This is a genomic window from Moorena sp. SIO1G6 (genome assembly GCF_010672795.1).
GTDB classification, from domain to species: Bacteria; Cyanobacteriota; Cyanobacteriia; order Cyanobacteriales; family Coleofasciculaceae; genus Moorena; species Moorena producens.
The window spans coordinates 137,950-152,498 of record NZ_JAAHFZ010000015.1; the positions used below are offsets into that span (position 1 = coordinate 137,950).

At 44.5% G+C, this 14,549-nt stretch carries 14 protein-coding genes and 1 pseudogene; 9 read left to right on the forward strand and 6 right to left on the reverse strand.

Annotation, left to right across the window (positions count from 1 at the left end):
- Positions 1-33 precede the first annotated feature (33 nt).
- The 3 genes and pseudogenes from F6K63_RS16925 to ltrA all read left to right on the forward strand — a co-directional run bounded on the left by F6K63_RS16925 (position 34) and on the right by ltrA (position 6,314).
- The gene (locus F6K63_RS16925) at positions 34-1,518 is read left to right on the forward strand and encodes an ATP-binding cassette domain-containing protein (RefSeq protein WP_287312730.1); all 1,485 of its coding nucleotides are present in this window, start codon (positions 34-36) and stop codon (positions 1,516-1,518) included.
- A gap of 745 nt (positions 1,519-2,263) precedes the next feature.
- On the forward strand, positions 2,264-3,769 hold the full coding sequence (locus tag F6K63_RS16935) for a reverse transcriptase domain-containing protein (RefSeq protein ID WP_287312731.1): 1,506 nt from the start codon (positions 2,264-2,266) through the stop codon (positions 3,767-3,769).
- Positions 3,770-4,502: 733 nt separating this feature from the next.
- Positions 4,503-6,314 (forward strand): annotated as a pseudogene (ltrA, locus tag F6K63_RS37875) (group II intron reverse transcriptase/maturase).
- 661 nt (positions 6,315-6,975) lie between these two features.
- On the opposite strand, the gene F6K63_RS16945 reads toward ltrA, so the two are convergent.
- Positions 6,976-8,487, reverse strand: a complete 1,512-nt coding sequence (locus tag F6K63_RS16945; RefSeq protein ID WP_287312732.1) for a group II intron reverse transcriptase/maturase — start codon at positions 8,485-8,487, stop codon at positions 6,976-6,978.
- Positions 8,488-9,035: 548 nt separating this feature from the next.
- On the opposite strand from F6K63_RS16945, the gene F6K63_RS16950 reads away from it, so the two are divergent.
- Positions 9,036-9,176, forward strand: a complete 141-nt coding sequence (locus F6K63_RS16950) for a hypothetical protein (protein ID WP_287312733.1) — start codon at positions 9,036-9,038, stop codon at positions 9,174-9,176.
- On the opposite strand, the gene F6K63_RS16955 is transcribed toward F6K63_RS16950, so the two are convergent.
- The 3 genes from F6K63_RS16955 to F6K63_RS16965 all read right to left on the reverse strand — a co-directional run bounded on the left by F6K63_RS16955 (position 9,142) and on the right by F6K63_RS16965 (position 10,249).
- A complete protein-coding gene (locus F6K63_RS16955) occupies positions 9,142-9,477 on the reverse strand; it encodes a XisI protein (protein WP_009149888.1) in 336 nt (111 codons plus the stop codon). The genes F6K63_RS16950 and F6K63_RS16955 overlap by 35 nt on opposite strands.
- Complete coding sequence (locus F6K63_RS16960; protein WP_287312734.1) at positions 9,465-9,881, reverse strand: XisH family protein; 417 nt, start codon at positions 9,879-9,881, stop codon at positions 9,465-9,467. The genes F6K63_RS16955 and F6K63_RS16960 overlap by 13 nt, the downstream gene beginning before the upstream one ends.
- Positions 9,882-9,949: 68 nt before the next feature.
- Positions 9,950-10,249 (reverse strand): hypothetical protein, encoded by a 300-nt coding sequence (locus F6K63_RS16965; protein ID WP_287312735.1) that lies wholly within the window; start codon positions 10,247-10,249, stop codon positions 9,950-9,952.
- 233 nt (positions 10,250-10,482) lie between these two features.
- Here F6K63_RS16965 and F6K63_RS16970 point away from each other — a divergent pair, with 233 nt between their 5' ends.
- The 3 genes from F6K63_RS16970 to F6K63_RS16980 are packed head-to-tail and all read left to right on the forward strand — an operon-like array spanning position 10,483 to position 11,308.
- The gene (locus tag F6K63_RS16970; protein ID WP_154659903.1) at positions 10,483-10,650 is read left to right on the forward strand and encodes a hypothetical protein; all 168 of its coding nucleotides are present in this window, start codon (positions 10,483-10,485) and stop codon (positions 10,648-10,650) included.
- 11 nt (positions 10,651-10,661) lie between these two features.
- Positions 10,662-10,904, forward strand: coding sequence for a type II toxin-antitoxin system VapB family antitoxin (gene vapB, locus F6K63_RS16975; protein WP_009149896.1), 243 nt, complete (start codon positions 10,662-10,664; stop codon positions 10,902-10,904).
- Positions 10,904-11,308: a type II toxin-antitoxin system VapC family toxin gene (locus tag F6K63_RS16980; protein WP_009149899.1), complete on the forward strand. Its 405-nt coding sequence runs from the start codon at positions 10,904-10,906 to the stop codon at positions 11,306-11,308. The genes vapB and F6K63_RS16980 overlap by 1 nt, the downstream gene beginning before the upstream one ends.
- Positions 11,309-11,723: 415 nt before the next feature.
- Here F6K63_RS16980 and F6K63_RS16985 read toward each other — a convergent pair whose 3' ends face one another.
- Together F6K63_RS16985 and F6K63_RS16990 are read right to left on the reverse strand one after the other, a co-directional pair.
- Positions 11,724-12,182, reverse strand: a complete 459-nt coding sequence (locus F6K63_RS16985; protein WP_009149902.1) for a peptidoglycan-binding domain-containing protein — start codon at positions 12,180-12,182, stop codon at positions 11,724-11,726.
- 569 nt (positions 12,183-12,751) lie between these two features.
- Positions 12,752-13,210 (reverse strand): hypothetical protein, encoded by a 459-nt coding sequence (locus tag F6K63_RS16990; protein ID WP_287312736.1) that lies wholly within the window; start codon positions 13,208-13,210, stop codon positions 12,752-12,754.
- Positions 13,211-13,766: 556 nt separating this feature from the next.
- Between F6K63_RS16990 and F6K63_RS16995 the strand changes: the two genes are divergently transcribed.
- Together F6K63_RS16995 and F6K63_RS17000 are read left to right on the forward strand one after the other, a co-directional pair.
- Entirely contained in the window at positions 13,767-13,970 is a 204-nt protein-coding gene (locus tag F6K63_RS16995; RefSeq protein ID WP_287312737.1) for a hypothetical protein, read from the forward strand.
- A gap of 51 nt (positions 13,971-14,021) precedes the next feature.
- Positions 14,022-14,228, forward strand: a complete 207-nt coding sequence (locus F6K63_RS17000) for a hypothetical protein (RefSeq protein ID WP_287312738.1) — start codon at positions 14,022-14,024, stop codon at positions 14,226-14,228.
- Positions 14,229-14,549: the final 321 nt, after the last annotated feature.

Genomic DNA, 14,549 nt, shown 5'->3' on the forward strand with positions numbered 1-14,549 from the left:
ATTTAAATCTCAAATAAAAAACCTATATTAATTGTGAAAAAACTGAAAAAACTCATTCCTAATTTCCGATCGCCAGCCTATGTTCTGGTCGGGGAGACAGCCCGGAAAAACTGGTGGCTGATTGGGATTAACCTGGTTACTAATCTCGTCAGTGCCGTCCTAGAGGGCAGCACCCTAGGTGTTATTTATCTAGCAATTGGTTACTTAACCGGGACTGATGACCCTGGAACAGACACACCAACCAATCCAACAATAGCTCAAATCCTTGCTAAGATTCTGCCTTTGCCACCAGAGCAAATGTTTTTAGTATTAATCTTTGGGGCAGTGGTGCTGCAAATCGGCTTAAGTGTCAGTAACTATGTCAATAAGGTATCGACAGCTTACCTATCGGCCAAAGCACAGCCCTATGTGACGGGCAAAGTGTTTGAACGGATTATGACTTTTAGCTATGGCTGTGTGAGCCGCTATAAGGTCGGTGACCTAGTACTTTTTGCCAATGATGCGGCTTTGGCAGTGGATCTGCAGATCACATACTTCAACAATCTGGTACTAAATCTGTCGTTCTCCTTGGTTTACCTGGTTATTATCGTGCGCCTATCCCCCATCTTGGCAGGGGCGGCAACGGTGCTGATCCTGGCAGTGGCTTATGTGCAGTACAAGCTGATTCCCCGATTACGACGAGTGGTAAAGCGGGTGACGGCAAGCCAGGTGGAGTCGGTTAAGTATATTACTCAGAGCATCCAAGCATTGAGGTTGTTGCATACCTTTGGTACCCAGCCACAGACACTAACGGGGGCAAATCAGCTATTAGGTAACATCGAGAAACAACTAAAAAAGCGGGCAGTGGTCTTGTACCTGCCGGAGCCAATTTTAGATACCTTGCCCATGGTAGCCCTGGGAATTTTGGCCGCTTCCGCAGTACTATTTGAAGGGGGTAAGGCCACCATCCTACCCCTGTTGTTGACCTTTTTGCTGGCCTTGCAACGGTTATCGGGGCGCTTGAAAGGAACTTCAGGCACGATTACATTTCTTGTGGATAACAGCGCTCGGATGGTACGGTTAGAGACGATTTTAGACCAGAGAGATAAGGTATTTGAGCACTCGGGCAGTGAGCCGTTTAGAGGACTAAGGGAAGATATTGAGTTTAAGTCTGTAAGCCTTTCCTATAGTAACGATGATAATTTTGCCCTTAAGAATCTAACTTTTACTCTGCCTCGAAACAAGGTAACTGCCTTAGTCGGGGAGTCGGGGGCAGGTAAGTCTTCGATTGTGGATTTGTTCATCGGGCTGTATCAACCAACGGCAGGAGATATTCTAGTCAATGGCCGTCCTCTAGCAGATTATCGTCTGGAAGATTGGCGACGGGATATTGGGGTGGTCAGTCAAGATACGTTTATTTTTAATGACAGTATTTTAGAGAATTTGCGTTACGGTCGTCCCTCAGCAAGCTTGGATGACGTGGTGGAAGCCGCTATTGCAGTTTCATGCACGGTTCTGAAGGAGAGGTGCTCCCCGTAATAGGGGACATCGACTCTAATTTACACAAGCAAAGCTAGCTTTCTAGATCGTGATTTTCTACCTACACTTGGTGCAAAACCCGAAGGGTGGAAGGAAAGCGGAAGGCGAGTTAAGCGTGGGCTTTATAGGTCCCGAGCAGGAGAGTTGATAAATGCTGACTGTAAGTGCGGCTCGTTCCTAGTAGGAGCCTCCTGAAACAGGAGGGGTATAACTAGGGGGACTCGCGAGGTATATAACCTCAAAAGTTCTAACTGTCCTTCGGATGGTGGTGAAAAACCACCCCTTGAGGAGACAAGTGACTCCCTATCTTGGCCACACCGAACAGGCGGCAACCTGTAGAGTGAAGCTGGCACCAGGGCGGAATTAGAGGTGAAACAGATTAGCCACACTACCGCGCTTTGGGGAGACGACATGGGTAACAGTAGCAAAAGTCCTGAAAAAGTGTCTAACCGCAAAGCCACAATCTGAAAACAAAATGTGCGACTTCATCCTCTCATTCTCACAATGTTCTTTGCAGGACAATTGGAATCTCCGAGAAGAGGATAGGCAAAATGGACTGCCCTAAATCGTCGAAACAATCTGATAGACGGAACGAGTAAAAACGGCAACAATATTAGGTCTGAGGAACGGTCGAAACCTCGGTAAACTATGCCAAGTCTAATCCCTATTGCCGGGTAAGATGTCACCGGAAACTGGTGACGGGTATCAAGATATACAAACTCTAGAAGAGCATGGGTAGACACGTATGAAATACAGTGACCTCTGGAAAAGCCAAAAGTGGAAGCAACTCCGCCGGAACCTTTTCCGCCTACAAAAGCGAGTATATAAAGCAGTTCGAGAAGGCGACCTAAGGAAAGCTCGGTCTCTACAGAAACTGATAATGAAATCCCGGTCAGCACAACTTTTGGCTATCCGACAAGTGACACAACTCAATCAAGGAAAACGAACTGCCGGAGTAGACGGGAAAGAATCCCTAAGCTACAAAGAAAGGTTCGAGGTACTCAAAATACTAGGCTCCAGTGCGGAAAATTGGACGCACCAAGGTTTAAGGGAAATCCCGATAACTAAGAAAAACGGGGGTACGAGAATGTTGAAAGTACCAACAATTCAAGATAGAGCATGGCAATGTCTAGCAAAATTCGCTCTTGAACCAGCTCATGAAGCAACGTTCAGCGCCTTCAGTTACGGATTCAGAACAGGTAGATGTGCCCAAGACGCACAAAAACTACTATTCTTAAACCTGAAATCGGACAAGAACGGCATCAACAAAAGAGTAATCGAACTAGACATCAAAAAGTGTTTTGACCGCATCTCCCACGACTCCATTATGGATAGATTGCTAGCACCTGCGGGTCTGAAATTGGGGATATTCAGATGTCTAAAAGCAGGCATCAATCCGGAATTCCCGGAGCAAGGCACACCCCAAGGAGGTGTAGTCAGTCCACTATACGCCAACATAGCACTAAACGGAGTAGAGGAAATAAACCCCAGAAACAGATGCATTAGATATGCAGACGATATGGTTATAATCCTCAAACCAAAAGATAAAGCTGACAAAGTGCTAGAGAAAATTAAAACATTCCTAGCAAAAAGAGGGATGGAAATCAGCGAAGAAAAGACCAAGATAACCAAAACGACAGACGGATTTGATTTCCTAGGCTGGCACATGCGAGTCAAGAAAAACGGAAAATTCCACTGCACTCCCTCAGTGGAGAACCATAGGAATATACGCAAGAAGATTAAAACCGTGGTCAATTGCTCGAATTATGGAGCGGAAGTTAAGGCCAAAAAGTTAGCACCAATAGTGCGTGGATGGAGGAACTACCACAAAAGCTGTGACATGAGCAGTTCCCGAGATAGTTTATGGTTTATGGCTAAAACCGCAAACCGTAAATTCCGAAAGGAAAAGAAAGTAAAACGGTACAGAGCCAACGAACTATGCAAGAAAGCTTTTCCAGCCGTAGGGTACAAACAAAATCAGCACGTAAATGTCAAAGGGACTAAGTCACCATATGACGGAGACTTAGTCTACTGGAGTCAAAGAAACTCCGGACTGTACGACAATACTACCTCAAAAGCCCTAAGCGACCAAAACCATTCCTGTGGATATTGCGGTATGAAATTCACTGATGAAGAACGAGTTCACCTCCACCACATCGATGGAAATCACAGCAACTGGAAAAAGGACAACCTTATGGCTGTACATCAAAGTTGCCACCAGCAATTACATTGGAGCCAAAAAGATACTTAGGAGCCGTGTGAGGCGAAAGTTTCACGCACGGTTCTGAAGCGGAGGTGCTCCCCGTAATAGGGGACATCGACCGTAATTGGAGCATGCAACATCCTTCGGAAAGTAGTGACACAGCTAGGGTTTCCCCTAGCCGAGGTCGGTAGGGCAGCCTTGGTGCGATTCGTTAGTTAGAAACCTGAAAACCTTTATGGAATCAGGGGGATTAACTGCAAGGTAAATGAACCTTGACAACTTGATAACCATGTTGGTGAGATACCAACCCTCGTGAAATCCGAGTGACAGCCCTACCCCTAACCAATGAGAATTAACAAGCTCTAGGTTAAAGCGGGGTCGAATAGTGAAGCTCTACCAGCCTAAGGTGGGGTTAGTAACAGGCAATAGAACTCATGGGTACGAGAGGAAGATACACCCGAACCACCGTCACCCTAACGTAGCGAAAAAAGGCTGAAACGCTACAAACAATAAGTTACGGAGTACAAAGGATTGTAGGATTCAAGGCTTCTACAATGATTTCCCTAAACTCCCGGTGGATAGTATCACCCTAAAAGTTCAAAGAATGGTTATCAGGAACGAAGTAACCTCATAGGTACTCTTGGTAGAGGTCGGTCTCCAAGTAGGTAGTTAGCCGCATGGCCTATGAAGGAAAGATTGAGTCAGAAGCTAATGCCTAGAGTAATGTCTAGGATACGCAGACAGATTCACGTTATAGGAAAAGATATAGTCAGAAGTAGCAATGAACAAGTCTAAAACTCGGGGGTTCGCCCCACAGTCGGAATGGAAGATAACCAACTGGCGCAAGCTAGAATTAGTTGTCTTTAAGTTGCCAAACCGAATATATCGAGCCTCAAGACGTGGCGATATCCGCGTGGTAAGAAAGCTACAAAAGACTCTGATGAAATCCTGGTCAGCAAAAATGATTGCGGTCAGAAAGGTAACCCAACAAAACAAAGGCAAAAAGACTGCCGGAATAGACGGGAAAAAAGCTTTAACTGATAAGCAAAGACTCGCCTTAGTAGCCAGCCTGAAAATATACAAGAAGCCGCAACCAACAAGAAGGGTATGGATTCCAAAACCCGGAAAAACTGAAAAACGGCCTCTAGGGATACCTACCATATACGACCGAGCATTACAAGCTCTAGCCAAACAGGCTTTAGAACCTGAATGGGAAGCAATCTTTGAACCCAACTCCTACGGGTTCCGACCAGGACGGTCTTGTCACGATGCCATCGAAGCAATATATATTAGCATTAAACAAAAACCAAAATGGGTTTTAGATGCCGATATATCAAAATGCTTTGATAAAATCAACCACAATGCTCTACTTACAAAATTAAATACATATCCATCCATGAGAAAATTAATCAAACAATGGTTAAAAGCAGGTGTGATGGATAGGAACACATTCTCCCCTACAGATGAGGGTACTCCTCAAGGTGGGATAATATCTCCACTCAAGCGCGAATATAGCCCTCCATGGAATGGAAGAAAGAATCAAGACCTATGCTGAAACAATAAAAGAAAAAGGAAGGAGCAAAACCCAGAGAAGAAATAGCATAAGTCTAATTCGATATGCAGACGACTTCGTCATAATGCATAAGAACCAGGAAGTGGTAGAAGAATGTCAAAGAATCATTGAGGATTGGCTAAAAGACATAGGCTTGGCATTGAAACCTAGTAAGACCAAAGTTACCCACACCTCTAAAGGATTTGACTTCCTCGGATTCAACATCCGACAATACGGAGTAGGAAAACACCAATCAAAACAAGGTTTCAAAACTTTAATCAAACCATCCAAGAAGAAAATAGAAGAGTATTATGGGCGACTTTCAGAAGTCATTGATAAACATAAAGCCGCATCACAAACGGCTTTAATTAAAAAACTCAAACCCATTACAATAGGATGGTGTAATTATTACAGCTCAGTAGTTAGTAAGGAAATATTTTCCAAGCTAGATAACTTACTCTGGAACAAACTTCAAAGATGGGGATATAGGAGACATCCTAATAAATCAAAAACCTGGGTAAATAAGAAATATTGGGGAACTAAGGTCGAAAAACCCAAGAAACCATGGGAAGCCCCGAAAATAGACAATTGGGTATTCATGACCGGTGAGGATAATTACCTACCAAAACACGCCAAGACTAAAATAGTCAGACACGTAAAAGTCAAAGAAACCCGGAGTCCATTCGATGGCGACCTGATTTATTGGAGCACCAGAATGCAGAAGCACCCTGAAATGACCAGCTCAATTGGGAAGACTTTTGAAAAGGCAAAAAGGGGTATGCGCCCATTGTGGTCTCACCTTCAAGGATGGAGATTTAATGGAAAAGCATCATATAATACCACGCTCACTCGGTGGAAATAACTCAGACAAAAACCTAGAGTTACTTCACCTACATTGCCACGATATAAAGCACGGAAAGAAAATCGACTCATCTGAGTTAGATGCCAACCCGTTCTAGAGGTACCAATGAAAATGGTTCCTATAATGAGGAGCCGTATGACGGGAAACTGTCACGTACGGTTTTGAAGACGAGTCAGTGAGGTGACTCACTGGCTTAGTTTAATAACCTGCCACAACGATACAGACTGGATTCTCTTTCTAGATCCTATCGTGAAGCGTTACGCAGCGTGGTTTTAACCCGCGAAGTAACATCAGCTTAGAATCCACGTGGTTTCAACCCGTGGAGAGTTCAAACAACCTCGCTCATGTTCATGACTCCCCCATTGTTGTCTATAGCAATTATACAACTTGTGAGGTACAAATTTTTGGGTCTTAGGGAGCAGGGAGCAGGGAGCAGGGAGCAGATAAGAATAAAGAGGAAAGAGGGAAGAAGCAAAAAATAATGTGTACTTCATAGCTACGAGAAACGCTATAGCAATCCTAAATCATTTGTAAAATCACTGGACTTCTTAAAAACTAGTTCCAACTCCGGTCCCTTCAGCATAGCTGCCTTCTGCCTTCTGCCTTAAAGCAGCCCATTTCTTTCACGAATCAGATAGGATTGCTATATATAGTGATTATGGCATAGCCAGCTGGGAGATAGGGAGATGGGGAGCTGGGGAGCTGGGCAGTCAGCTCAGCGTTCCCTCTTGCCTCTTGCCTTTTGCCTCTTGCCTCTTGCCTAGTTAGAGTCGATGTCCCCGATTAAGGGGAGCACCTCTCCTTCAAATCCGTGCGTGCGACTTTCACCGCACACGGCTCCTAAGTATCTTTTTGGCTACTGTGTGTGTATTGGTGACAACTCTGGTGAATTGCCATTAGGTTCCTGGGATTCCAGTTATCGTGGTTTCCATCTACGTGATGGAGGTGGACAACTTCGTCACTTAGTAACCTGTGTCCGCAATGTCCACAGCAATGGTTTTGCTTTTTCAAGGCTTTGGAAGTAGCATTATCGTAGAGCTTAGAGTTTCTTTCGCTCCAATACATCAAGTCTCCGTCGTATGGGGACTTGGTGCCCCTGACTTTAATATGCTTATTTTCCTTGTATTTCACTCCCGGAAATGCTTTCTTTACTAACCTTTCGGCTTCGTATCGATTGATTTTCTTCTCTTTCAGGAATACCTTGAAGGCTCTATGACTTGTGAACCAAAGTGAATTCCTGGAGCCGTCCATCTTGCAGTTCCGGTGGTAATTTCTCCAGCCCCTTATTATGGGAGCTAGTTTTTGCGCCTTTACTTTTGCACCATAGTTCGAGTTGTTGACCACGGCTTTAATCTTCTTTTTGATAGTTCTTAAGTTGTCCGCTGAGGGAATGCTTCGGAACTTACCATTCTTCTGGACTCGGAATCTCCAACCCAGGAAGTCAAATCCGTCTGTCGAGTGAGTAATCTTGGTCTTTTCTTCACTGATTTCCATGCCACGTTCAGCTAGGAATCCCTTCACCTTATCTAACACCTTTTGGGCGTCATCTTTTGGCTTTAGGAATATTACCATGTCGTCCGCGTAGCGGATGGATGGATGTAGGCTTTCTATTCCATTTAGTGCCACGTTGGCTAATAGTGGGCTGACCACACCTCCTTGGGGTGTTCCTTGCTCCGGGAATTCCGGATTGACGCCCGCTTTTAAGCATCTAAAAATCCCCTGTTTAATAGACGACGGTGCTAGCAATCTATCCATTATTGAGCTGTGGGATATGCGGTCAAAACACTTTTTGATGTCTAGTTCAATTACCCTTTTTGTTATGCCGTTGTTTCTTGAGTTCAGATGGTCGAACACATGTTTTTGGGCATCATGCGAGCTGCGTCCAGTCCTAAACCCGTAACTCCAGGCGTGAAAGGTTGCCTCGTGCGCAGGTTCAAGAGCGAATTTAACTAAACATTGCCATGCTCTGTCAGCGATTGTCGGGATTTTTAGCATTCGCGTCTTCCCGTTTTTCTTGGCTATCGGGACTTCCCTCAGTCCGTTATGTTTCCAGTCAGAACCAAAACGGTTCAATTGCTCAAGAAGTTTCAATCTCTGCTGGTATGTGAGGGATGTCTTCCCATCAATACCAGGGGTTCTCTTACCCTTGTTAAGCTGTGTCACTTGACGGATGGCCAATAACTGAGCTGAACGGGATTTCATTATCAATTTTTGTAGAGACCTAGCTTTTCTCAGGTCACCATCTCGAACTGCTTTATATAGTCGCTTTTGTAGGCGGAAAAGGTTTTGGCGGAGTTTCTTCCACGGATGCCCTTTCCAAAGGTCACTAGCTTTTTGGCTGTGTCTACCCATGCTCTTCTCCAACATCTATATACTTGATACCCGTGACCAGTTTCCGGTCACATCCTACCCGACAGGAGGGATTAAGTTTGACATAACTTACCAGGGTTTCGACCTTTCCCTAGACCTCTTTTTGCTGTCGTTTTTACTCGTTCCGTCTTTTGGATTGTTCTGGTGATTTAGGCCAGTCCATTTTGCCCATCCCCCTCTCGGAGATTACAGATATTAGAGAAAATAACTCTGTGAGAGTAGGGGATACATTCCATATGTTTTGTTCAGGTTATGGTAGGTCAGTAGGACACTTTTCTAGGACTTGTTTAACCATGTCACCTCCCCATTAGCGCCAGTGTTGTTACCTGCTTCTTTTCAACTGATTGCGCCCTGGTGCCAGCTTCACTCTACAGGATGTCGCCTGTTCGGTGTGGCCAAGGTAGGGAGTCACTTATCTCCGCAAGGGTGGGGTTTTCACCCACATCCGCTAGACAGTTAAGAATCTTTTGAGGTTGTTATTCCTCACGATTCTCCCAACTCATACCCCTCTAGTTTCTAGAGGCTCCTAGTTGGAACGAGCCGCACTTCTCTACTCCCTGCTCCCTGCTCCCTGCTCCCTGCTCCCTACTCCCTACTCCCTACTCCCTACTCCCTACTCCCTACTCACTATTCCCTTCAACCCACCGCAAAATCACTATACTGACGCATAAACGGAGTGTGAAAGGCTAATACAATATCATACTTAGGAATTCCCAAATCAGTAAGCTCATTCGCTACACCATATTCCGTCCCATCATATTGAATCCAAATCTTGTCATTGATAATATCAATGTGAATCAAGCAACCATAGACACGACGATGCTCTTCCCAACCCACACTGAATATTTGATAGTGGTCGTTTTCTAGATCAAAGGAAGTATAGCGGTCTATATCACCAAACGAAGGTTTTATTTTACTGTAATCGGTTAATATTTTCTTAATCGCTTCACGATACTGATTTAATTTATCCATTCCACAATTACCTCCTGGTTAGGATCGAAGACTAACAGATTGACTTGAAACTCTTTAATACTAAGTTGAGGGAGTTCTTCACCAAAAAAATCGTCGTAAATGGATAAAGGAACAGCCAAATAAAGTACTCGTTGTGGTTGTTTGAGGCGTAGTACAATCCGGTAATTCAAAAACTGCCCTAACGCTAAATGAAATTGAAAGACACTAGAAGATGAAATAAAGCTTTTAATTTCAACGGCAATTTGCTGATTCTCCTTCTGTGCAGCAATTAGCCTTTCGGCACCTAAGTCGATATGCAATTGGCGATCGCGTAAATCTAACGTTAACGGGTCCTGAGTAATTACCCAATTATCTTGGACAAGCGCTTTTTTGACAACATCATGAAATATATCCTTAGCAGGCATTGCTACATTTGCTTTTTATAATGATTTAAAAATCAATAGATACACTGTTCCCTATAATATTATAACGGTTAGTCAAAATCATCTGAAATTTTGACTAGCCCCTTAGCGCTGCCAAACTTAGGGGTTGCTTGTACTACAATCATTGGCACAATTCTAAAAGATTTCCCATCACTACCGAGGATGACAACCTCTTCCCCTGCTGCTGCTGCTTCAAGTAGTTCCGCCAGTTTAGTCTCTGCTTCCTTCAAGTGAATTTGGTGCATGATGATGGTTCCAGAGGCAACGCTTTGAGTATAGCAATTAGAAGGGAGCAGGGAATAGGGAATCGGGAGCAGGGAATAGGGAATCGGGAATAGGCATGCTAGCAATAGGCAACAGTGTCGGAACTGTGCGGCCAGTGCAATGGTTTTCTGAAGTGTGCGTTCAGTGCAACGGTTTTCTGATCACTATTGATAGGAAAAGGAACTTCCAAGCAAGGGGAGTGTCCCAAGTGTCGGAAGTGTGCGGCCAGTGCAACGGTTTTTTCAAGTGTGCGCTCAGTGCAACGGTTTTTTGATCAAAATTGATCTAAAAAGGGACTTCGGGGGGGAGTGTCGGAACTATGTGCTCAGTGCAACGGTTTTCTCAACTGTCGAAAGTGTGGGGAGATCGGGAGTCAGCTCAGCGTTCCCTCTTGCCTCTTGCCTCTTGCCTTTTGCCTCTTGCCTGTTCCCTACTCCCTACTCCCTACTCCCTACTCCCAGCTAGAATAAAGTGGACTATAGTTTAAGGTAATAAATCATGGATGCTCCTACTGCAACTAGGGAAGAGCTGTTTGTTAAATGGCAAGCGCTACCACCTGTATTCCAGCAGCAGGTATTAGACTTCATTGATTTTCTGTTGGGCAAGTATGGACAGCAGCAGTCTGAAACTACTCCTCAAAAGCAGTTACGTCCATTTGGACTCTGTCTCGGCCAGTTTAAAGTCCCTGATGATTTTGATGCCCCGTTGCCAGATGAGATTCTAGACGGGTTTGAGCAATAGTGAAAATTCTGTTAGATACGCATATTTTCCTATGGTTCATCAGTGGCGACACTCGGCTATCAACAGATGTTCGAGACATCATCCGCGACCCAGATAACGAAGTCTACTTGAGTGTTGTTTCAGTTTGGGAGGCAATAGTCAAGTATCAACTGGGTAAGCTACCATTGCCAGAGCCACCAGAGAAGTTTTTGCCAAAGCAGCGTGAACTTCACCAAATTGCTAGTCTCGATCTTGATGAAGGTAGTGTGACTCAGTTATCAAAATTGCCCCTGCTCCATCGCGATCCCTTTGATAGGATGCTGATCAGCCAGGCTTTGGAGAAAGGTTTGACAGTGGCAACTGTGGATCGAGAAATCCGCGCCTACCAAAAAAACTTGCAGTTGAAAGTCCTCGACGTTAAGTAGAGGGATGATAATAAATGACCGGATTGATCCGGTTGTCTTTTTGATTGCTAACTTTTCTAAAGTATCTGATCAACCCTAGCATTTTCAGTTGAGATGTGAAACAATGAAAATGCTAGAGAGGTATCTGTGTAATTAAAGCATACACAAAGCGAGCAGTATATTGGATATTTGTGTCAATTTTTCCTTGGCGAATGATTAATCAGGAGGGAACAGGGAATCGGGAATTTAGAATTTAGAATTTAGAATTTAGAATTTAGAATTTAGAATTTAGAATCGGGAATCGGGAATCGGGAATCGGGAATCGGGAATACAGAATAGGCAAGAAGCAAGAGGCAAAAGGGAAAACTGATCTGACTCCCCTACTCCCTACTCCCTACTCCCTACTCCCTACTCCCTACTCCCTACTCCCTATGCCCTAGTAACGACGCCGGGAGACACTAGCTTCACCCAACTTACGCCAGGTATGCCAGCCAACTACTCCATCCACTTTCAAACGGTTGTTGCGTTGGAATTGAGTCACACCTAGGTAGGTATATCGGTCAAAATTGGCGTTAAATTTAACAATGGTGTAGCCCAAGCTGATTAGGATCTGCTGCAAAAATCGTACGGCGTCACCATTGTTACCAGGAGTCAGCACTGGCATAGTCACAGTAGTAATTGTGTCAAGGGTTAGGGATGGTGGGTTATAGGGAGGATAGGGAGGATAGGAATGTTGGGCGTCAACGTTGATGACTTCTTTTGGGCTTTCCATGGATGGGGCGGTTGCCATCCCTAGGTCTTGATTGTCCATAGTTTCTGGTGAATTGGTCATGGATTGGTCATCCGCCATCATGGTTTGGGCGGGATTTGGGATTGGTATTTCTGAGTTTTTCATGATTTGTGCTGAAGTTGTGATTTGGTTAACAAGCGACTATTCAAGGTTTTCAATTGGGTAGGAATTAGGGAGTAGGGAGCAGGGAGTAGGGAGTAGGGAGGTAAGCATTCAGCTATCAGCCCTCAGCCGTCAGCTAATCAACGGTCGGTAGTAACCCATCACCGAGTCAAACTTTAATGAGATGCACGCGATTGACCTTTGGTCACGCTACGCGAACGCGTTTTTGATAGCGATCCTGTGGTTATAGGGTTTTTCAGATCGTAAGTATTCAGCTAAAGGCCTTTGGCCACGCTACCGAAACAGTTTATGCCCATAGCGCACGCTACACCGAACAACTTGTGAATAAAATAAGCTGACGGCTGACGGCTGACGGCTGAATGCTTACCTCATACCTATGAAGTACACAGGATTTTTTCCCTGTTCCCTCTTGCCTTTTGCCTAAACTCCAAAATCTACCTCAACCAATTGAAAACTGCGATAGATCTAGTCCAGACCGATTGAGCAACCGAAAAAAGATCGAACAATTATTAGTTTCTTTTTCCGTTATACTCAATTAAGCAGTTTGAGCTTCAATTAACCATCGCTATTGTAAGCTTCAGGAATTGCAAGTGGTATTTCGGCAAAAGCTCCCTTTGTTTTTCTGTTGAATAACCCGTGATCATAACAATTTTCAATCCTAGAGGAAAAATATATCCCTGGACAGGTGATACTACAGGGAATTGAGAATTGAGAATTGAGAATTGGGAATTGAGAATTGGGAATCGGGAATCGGGAATCGGGAATCGGGAATCGGGAATCGGTTGTGGTGGGAAAATGCGATCGCAGATGGCTGTGGTGGGAAAATGCGATCGCAGATGGCTGTGGTGGGAAAATGCGATCGCAGATGGCTGTGGTAGGAAAATGCGATCGCAGATGGCTGTGGTGGGAAAATGCGATCGCAGATGGCTGTGGTAGGAAAATGCGATCGCAGATGGCTGTGGTAGGAAAATGCGATCGCATCTAGCTGTGGTCAGTAAATGTGATCGCATCTAGTTGTGGTCAGTAAATGCGATCGCATCTAGCTGTGGTCAGTAAATGTGATCGCATCTAGCTGTGATCAGTAAATGCGATCGCATCTAGCTGTGGTCAGTAAATGCGATCGCATCTAGCTGTGGTAGGTAAATGCGATCACATCTAGCTGTGGTAGGTAAATGCGATCACATCTAGCTGTGATCAGTAAATGCGATCGCATCTAGCTGTGGTCAGTAAATGTGATCGCATCTAGCTGTGGTCAGTAAATGCGATCGCATCTAGCTGTGGTAGGTAAATGCGATCACATCTAGCTGTGGTAGGTAAATGCGATCACATCTAGCTGTGATCAGTAAATGCGATCGCATCTAGCTGTGGTCAGTAAATGTGATCGCATCTAGCTGTGGTCAGTAAATGCGATCGCATCTAGCTGTGGTAGGTAAATGCGATCACATCTAGCTGTGGTAGGTAAATGCGATCACATCTAGCTGTGATCAGTAAATGCGATCGCATCTAGCTGTGATCAGTAAATGCGATCGCGCAGCGGCTCCAAAGGAGCATCGCGTAGCGTAACCTATGGTCAATCGCATTTACTATTCCCTACTCCCTACTCCCTACTCCCTACTCCCTACTCCCTACTCCCTACTCCCTACTCCCTACTCCCTCACAAAATTGTTACAAAAATTTTCAAAATATGTTATAATTGTGCGATTTTTATGCTATTCTATAAAAGAGAACACTCAAAAGGAGATAAGTGAAGAGCCAGCCCACAGATGTTAGAGCGTCACGGGCTGGCTCTGGGTCTCCCACTCAAAAGGAGGTAATTTCATTATGTCTTACAGTCAACGCCTATACCCATGGGCAATCGTTCGCTTGTTACCACAGATGCAACGAGTCGTTGTCGCTCGTTTCCGCAACCGATCCGATGCGGAGGGTCATAGGTCGGCTCTTAAACGCCTCATGCCCGAGGCTGAATTTGTGATTATTTTTGATGTTCCTAATCCGAGAGACATCGACAAAGAAGAATCTTCAGAATGAAGAATGAAGAATTGAGAATGTAGAATGAAGAATTGAGAATGGTTAATTCCAAATTATAAATTCTTCATTCTTACTTTTTAATTCAAAAAGATTGTTCGCCTTCGGCGTTCGGTAAAGGGTAGGTTGTTTGTCAGAATGGAGAATGGAAAATGAAAAATTATTAATTCTTACGGCGGTTTGCATAACTATCAGGTCTCAGTACAGGACAAAAGTTGCAAAAAGTGCCAGGGAGAGGGTTTGATGGAAATTACCACAAAGACCACAAACCCTCATGGAACAGATTAACCAACTTCGAGCCAAATTGCGACCCCACCTGGGCTG

Coding starts and splice junctions, on each gene's coding strand:
- F6K63_RS16935 (WP_287312731.1), top strand. CDS start 2,264: ATGAAATACAGTGACCTCTGGAAAAGCCAAAAGTGGAAGCAACTCCGC.
- F6K63_RS16945 (WP_287312732.1), bottom strand. CDS start 8,487: ATGGGTAGACACAGCCAAAAAGCTAGTGACCTTTGGAAAGGGCATCCG.
- F6K63_RS16955 (WP_009149888.1), bottom strand. CDS start 9,477: ATGGATAAATTAAATCAGTATCGTGAAGCGATTAAGAAAATATTAACC.
- F6K63_RS16960 (WP_287312734.1), bottom strand. CDS start 9,881: ATGCCTGCTAAGGATATATTTCATGATGTTGTCAAAAAAGCGCTTGTC.
- F6K63_RS16970 (WP_154659903.1), top strand. CDS start 10,483: ATGTGCTCAGTGCAACGGTTTTCTCAACTGTCGAAAGTGTGGGGAGAT.
- vapB (WP_009149896.1), top strand. CDS start 10,662: ATGGATGCTCCTACTGCAACTAGGGAAGAGCTGTTTGTTAAATGGCAA.
- F6K63_RS16985 (WP_009149902.1), bottom strand. CDS start 12,182: ATGAAAAACTCAGAAATACCAATCCCAAATCCCGCCCAAACCATGATG.
- F6K63_RS16990 (WP_287312736.1), bottom strand. CDS start 13,210: ATGCGATCACATTTACTGACCACAGCTAGATGCGATCGCATTTTCCTA.
- F6K63_RS16995 (WP_287312737.1), top strand. CDS start 13,767: ATGGTCAATCGCATTTACTATTCCCTACTCCCTACTCCCTACTCCCTA.
- F6K63_RS17000 (WP_287312738.1), top strand. CDS start 14,022: ATGTCTTACAGTCAACGCCTATACCCATGGGCAATCGTTCGCTTGTTA.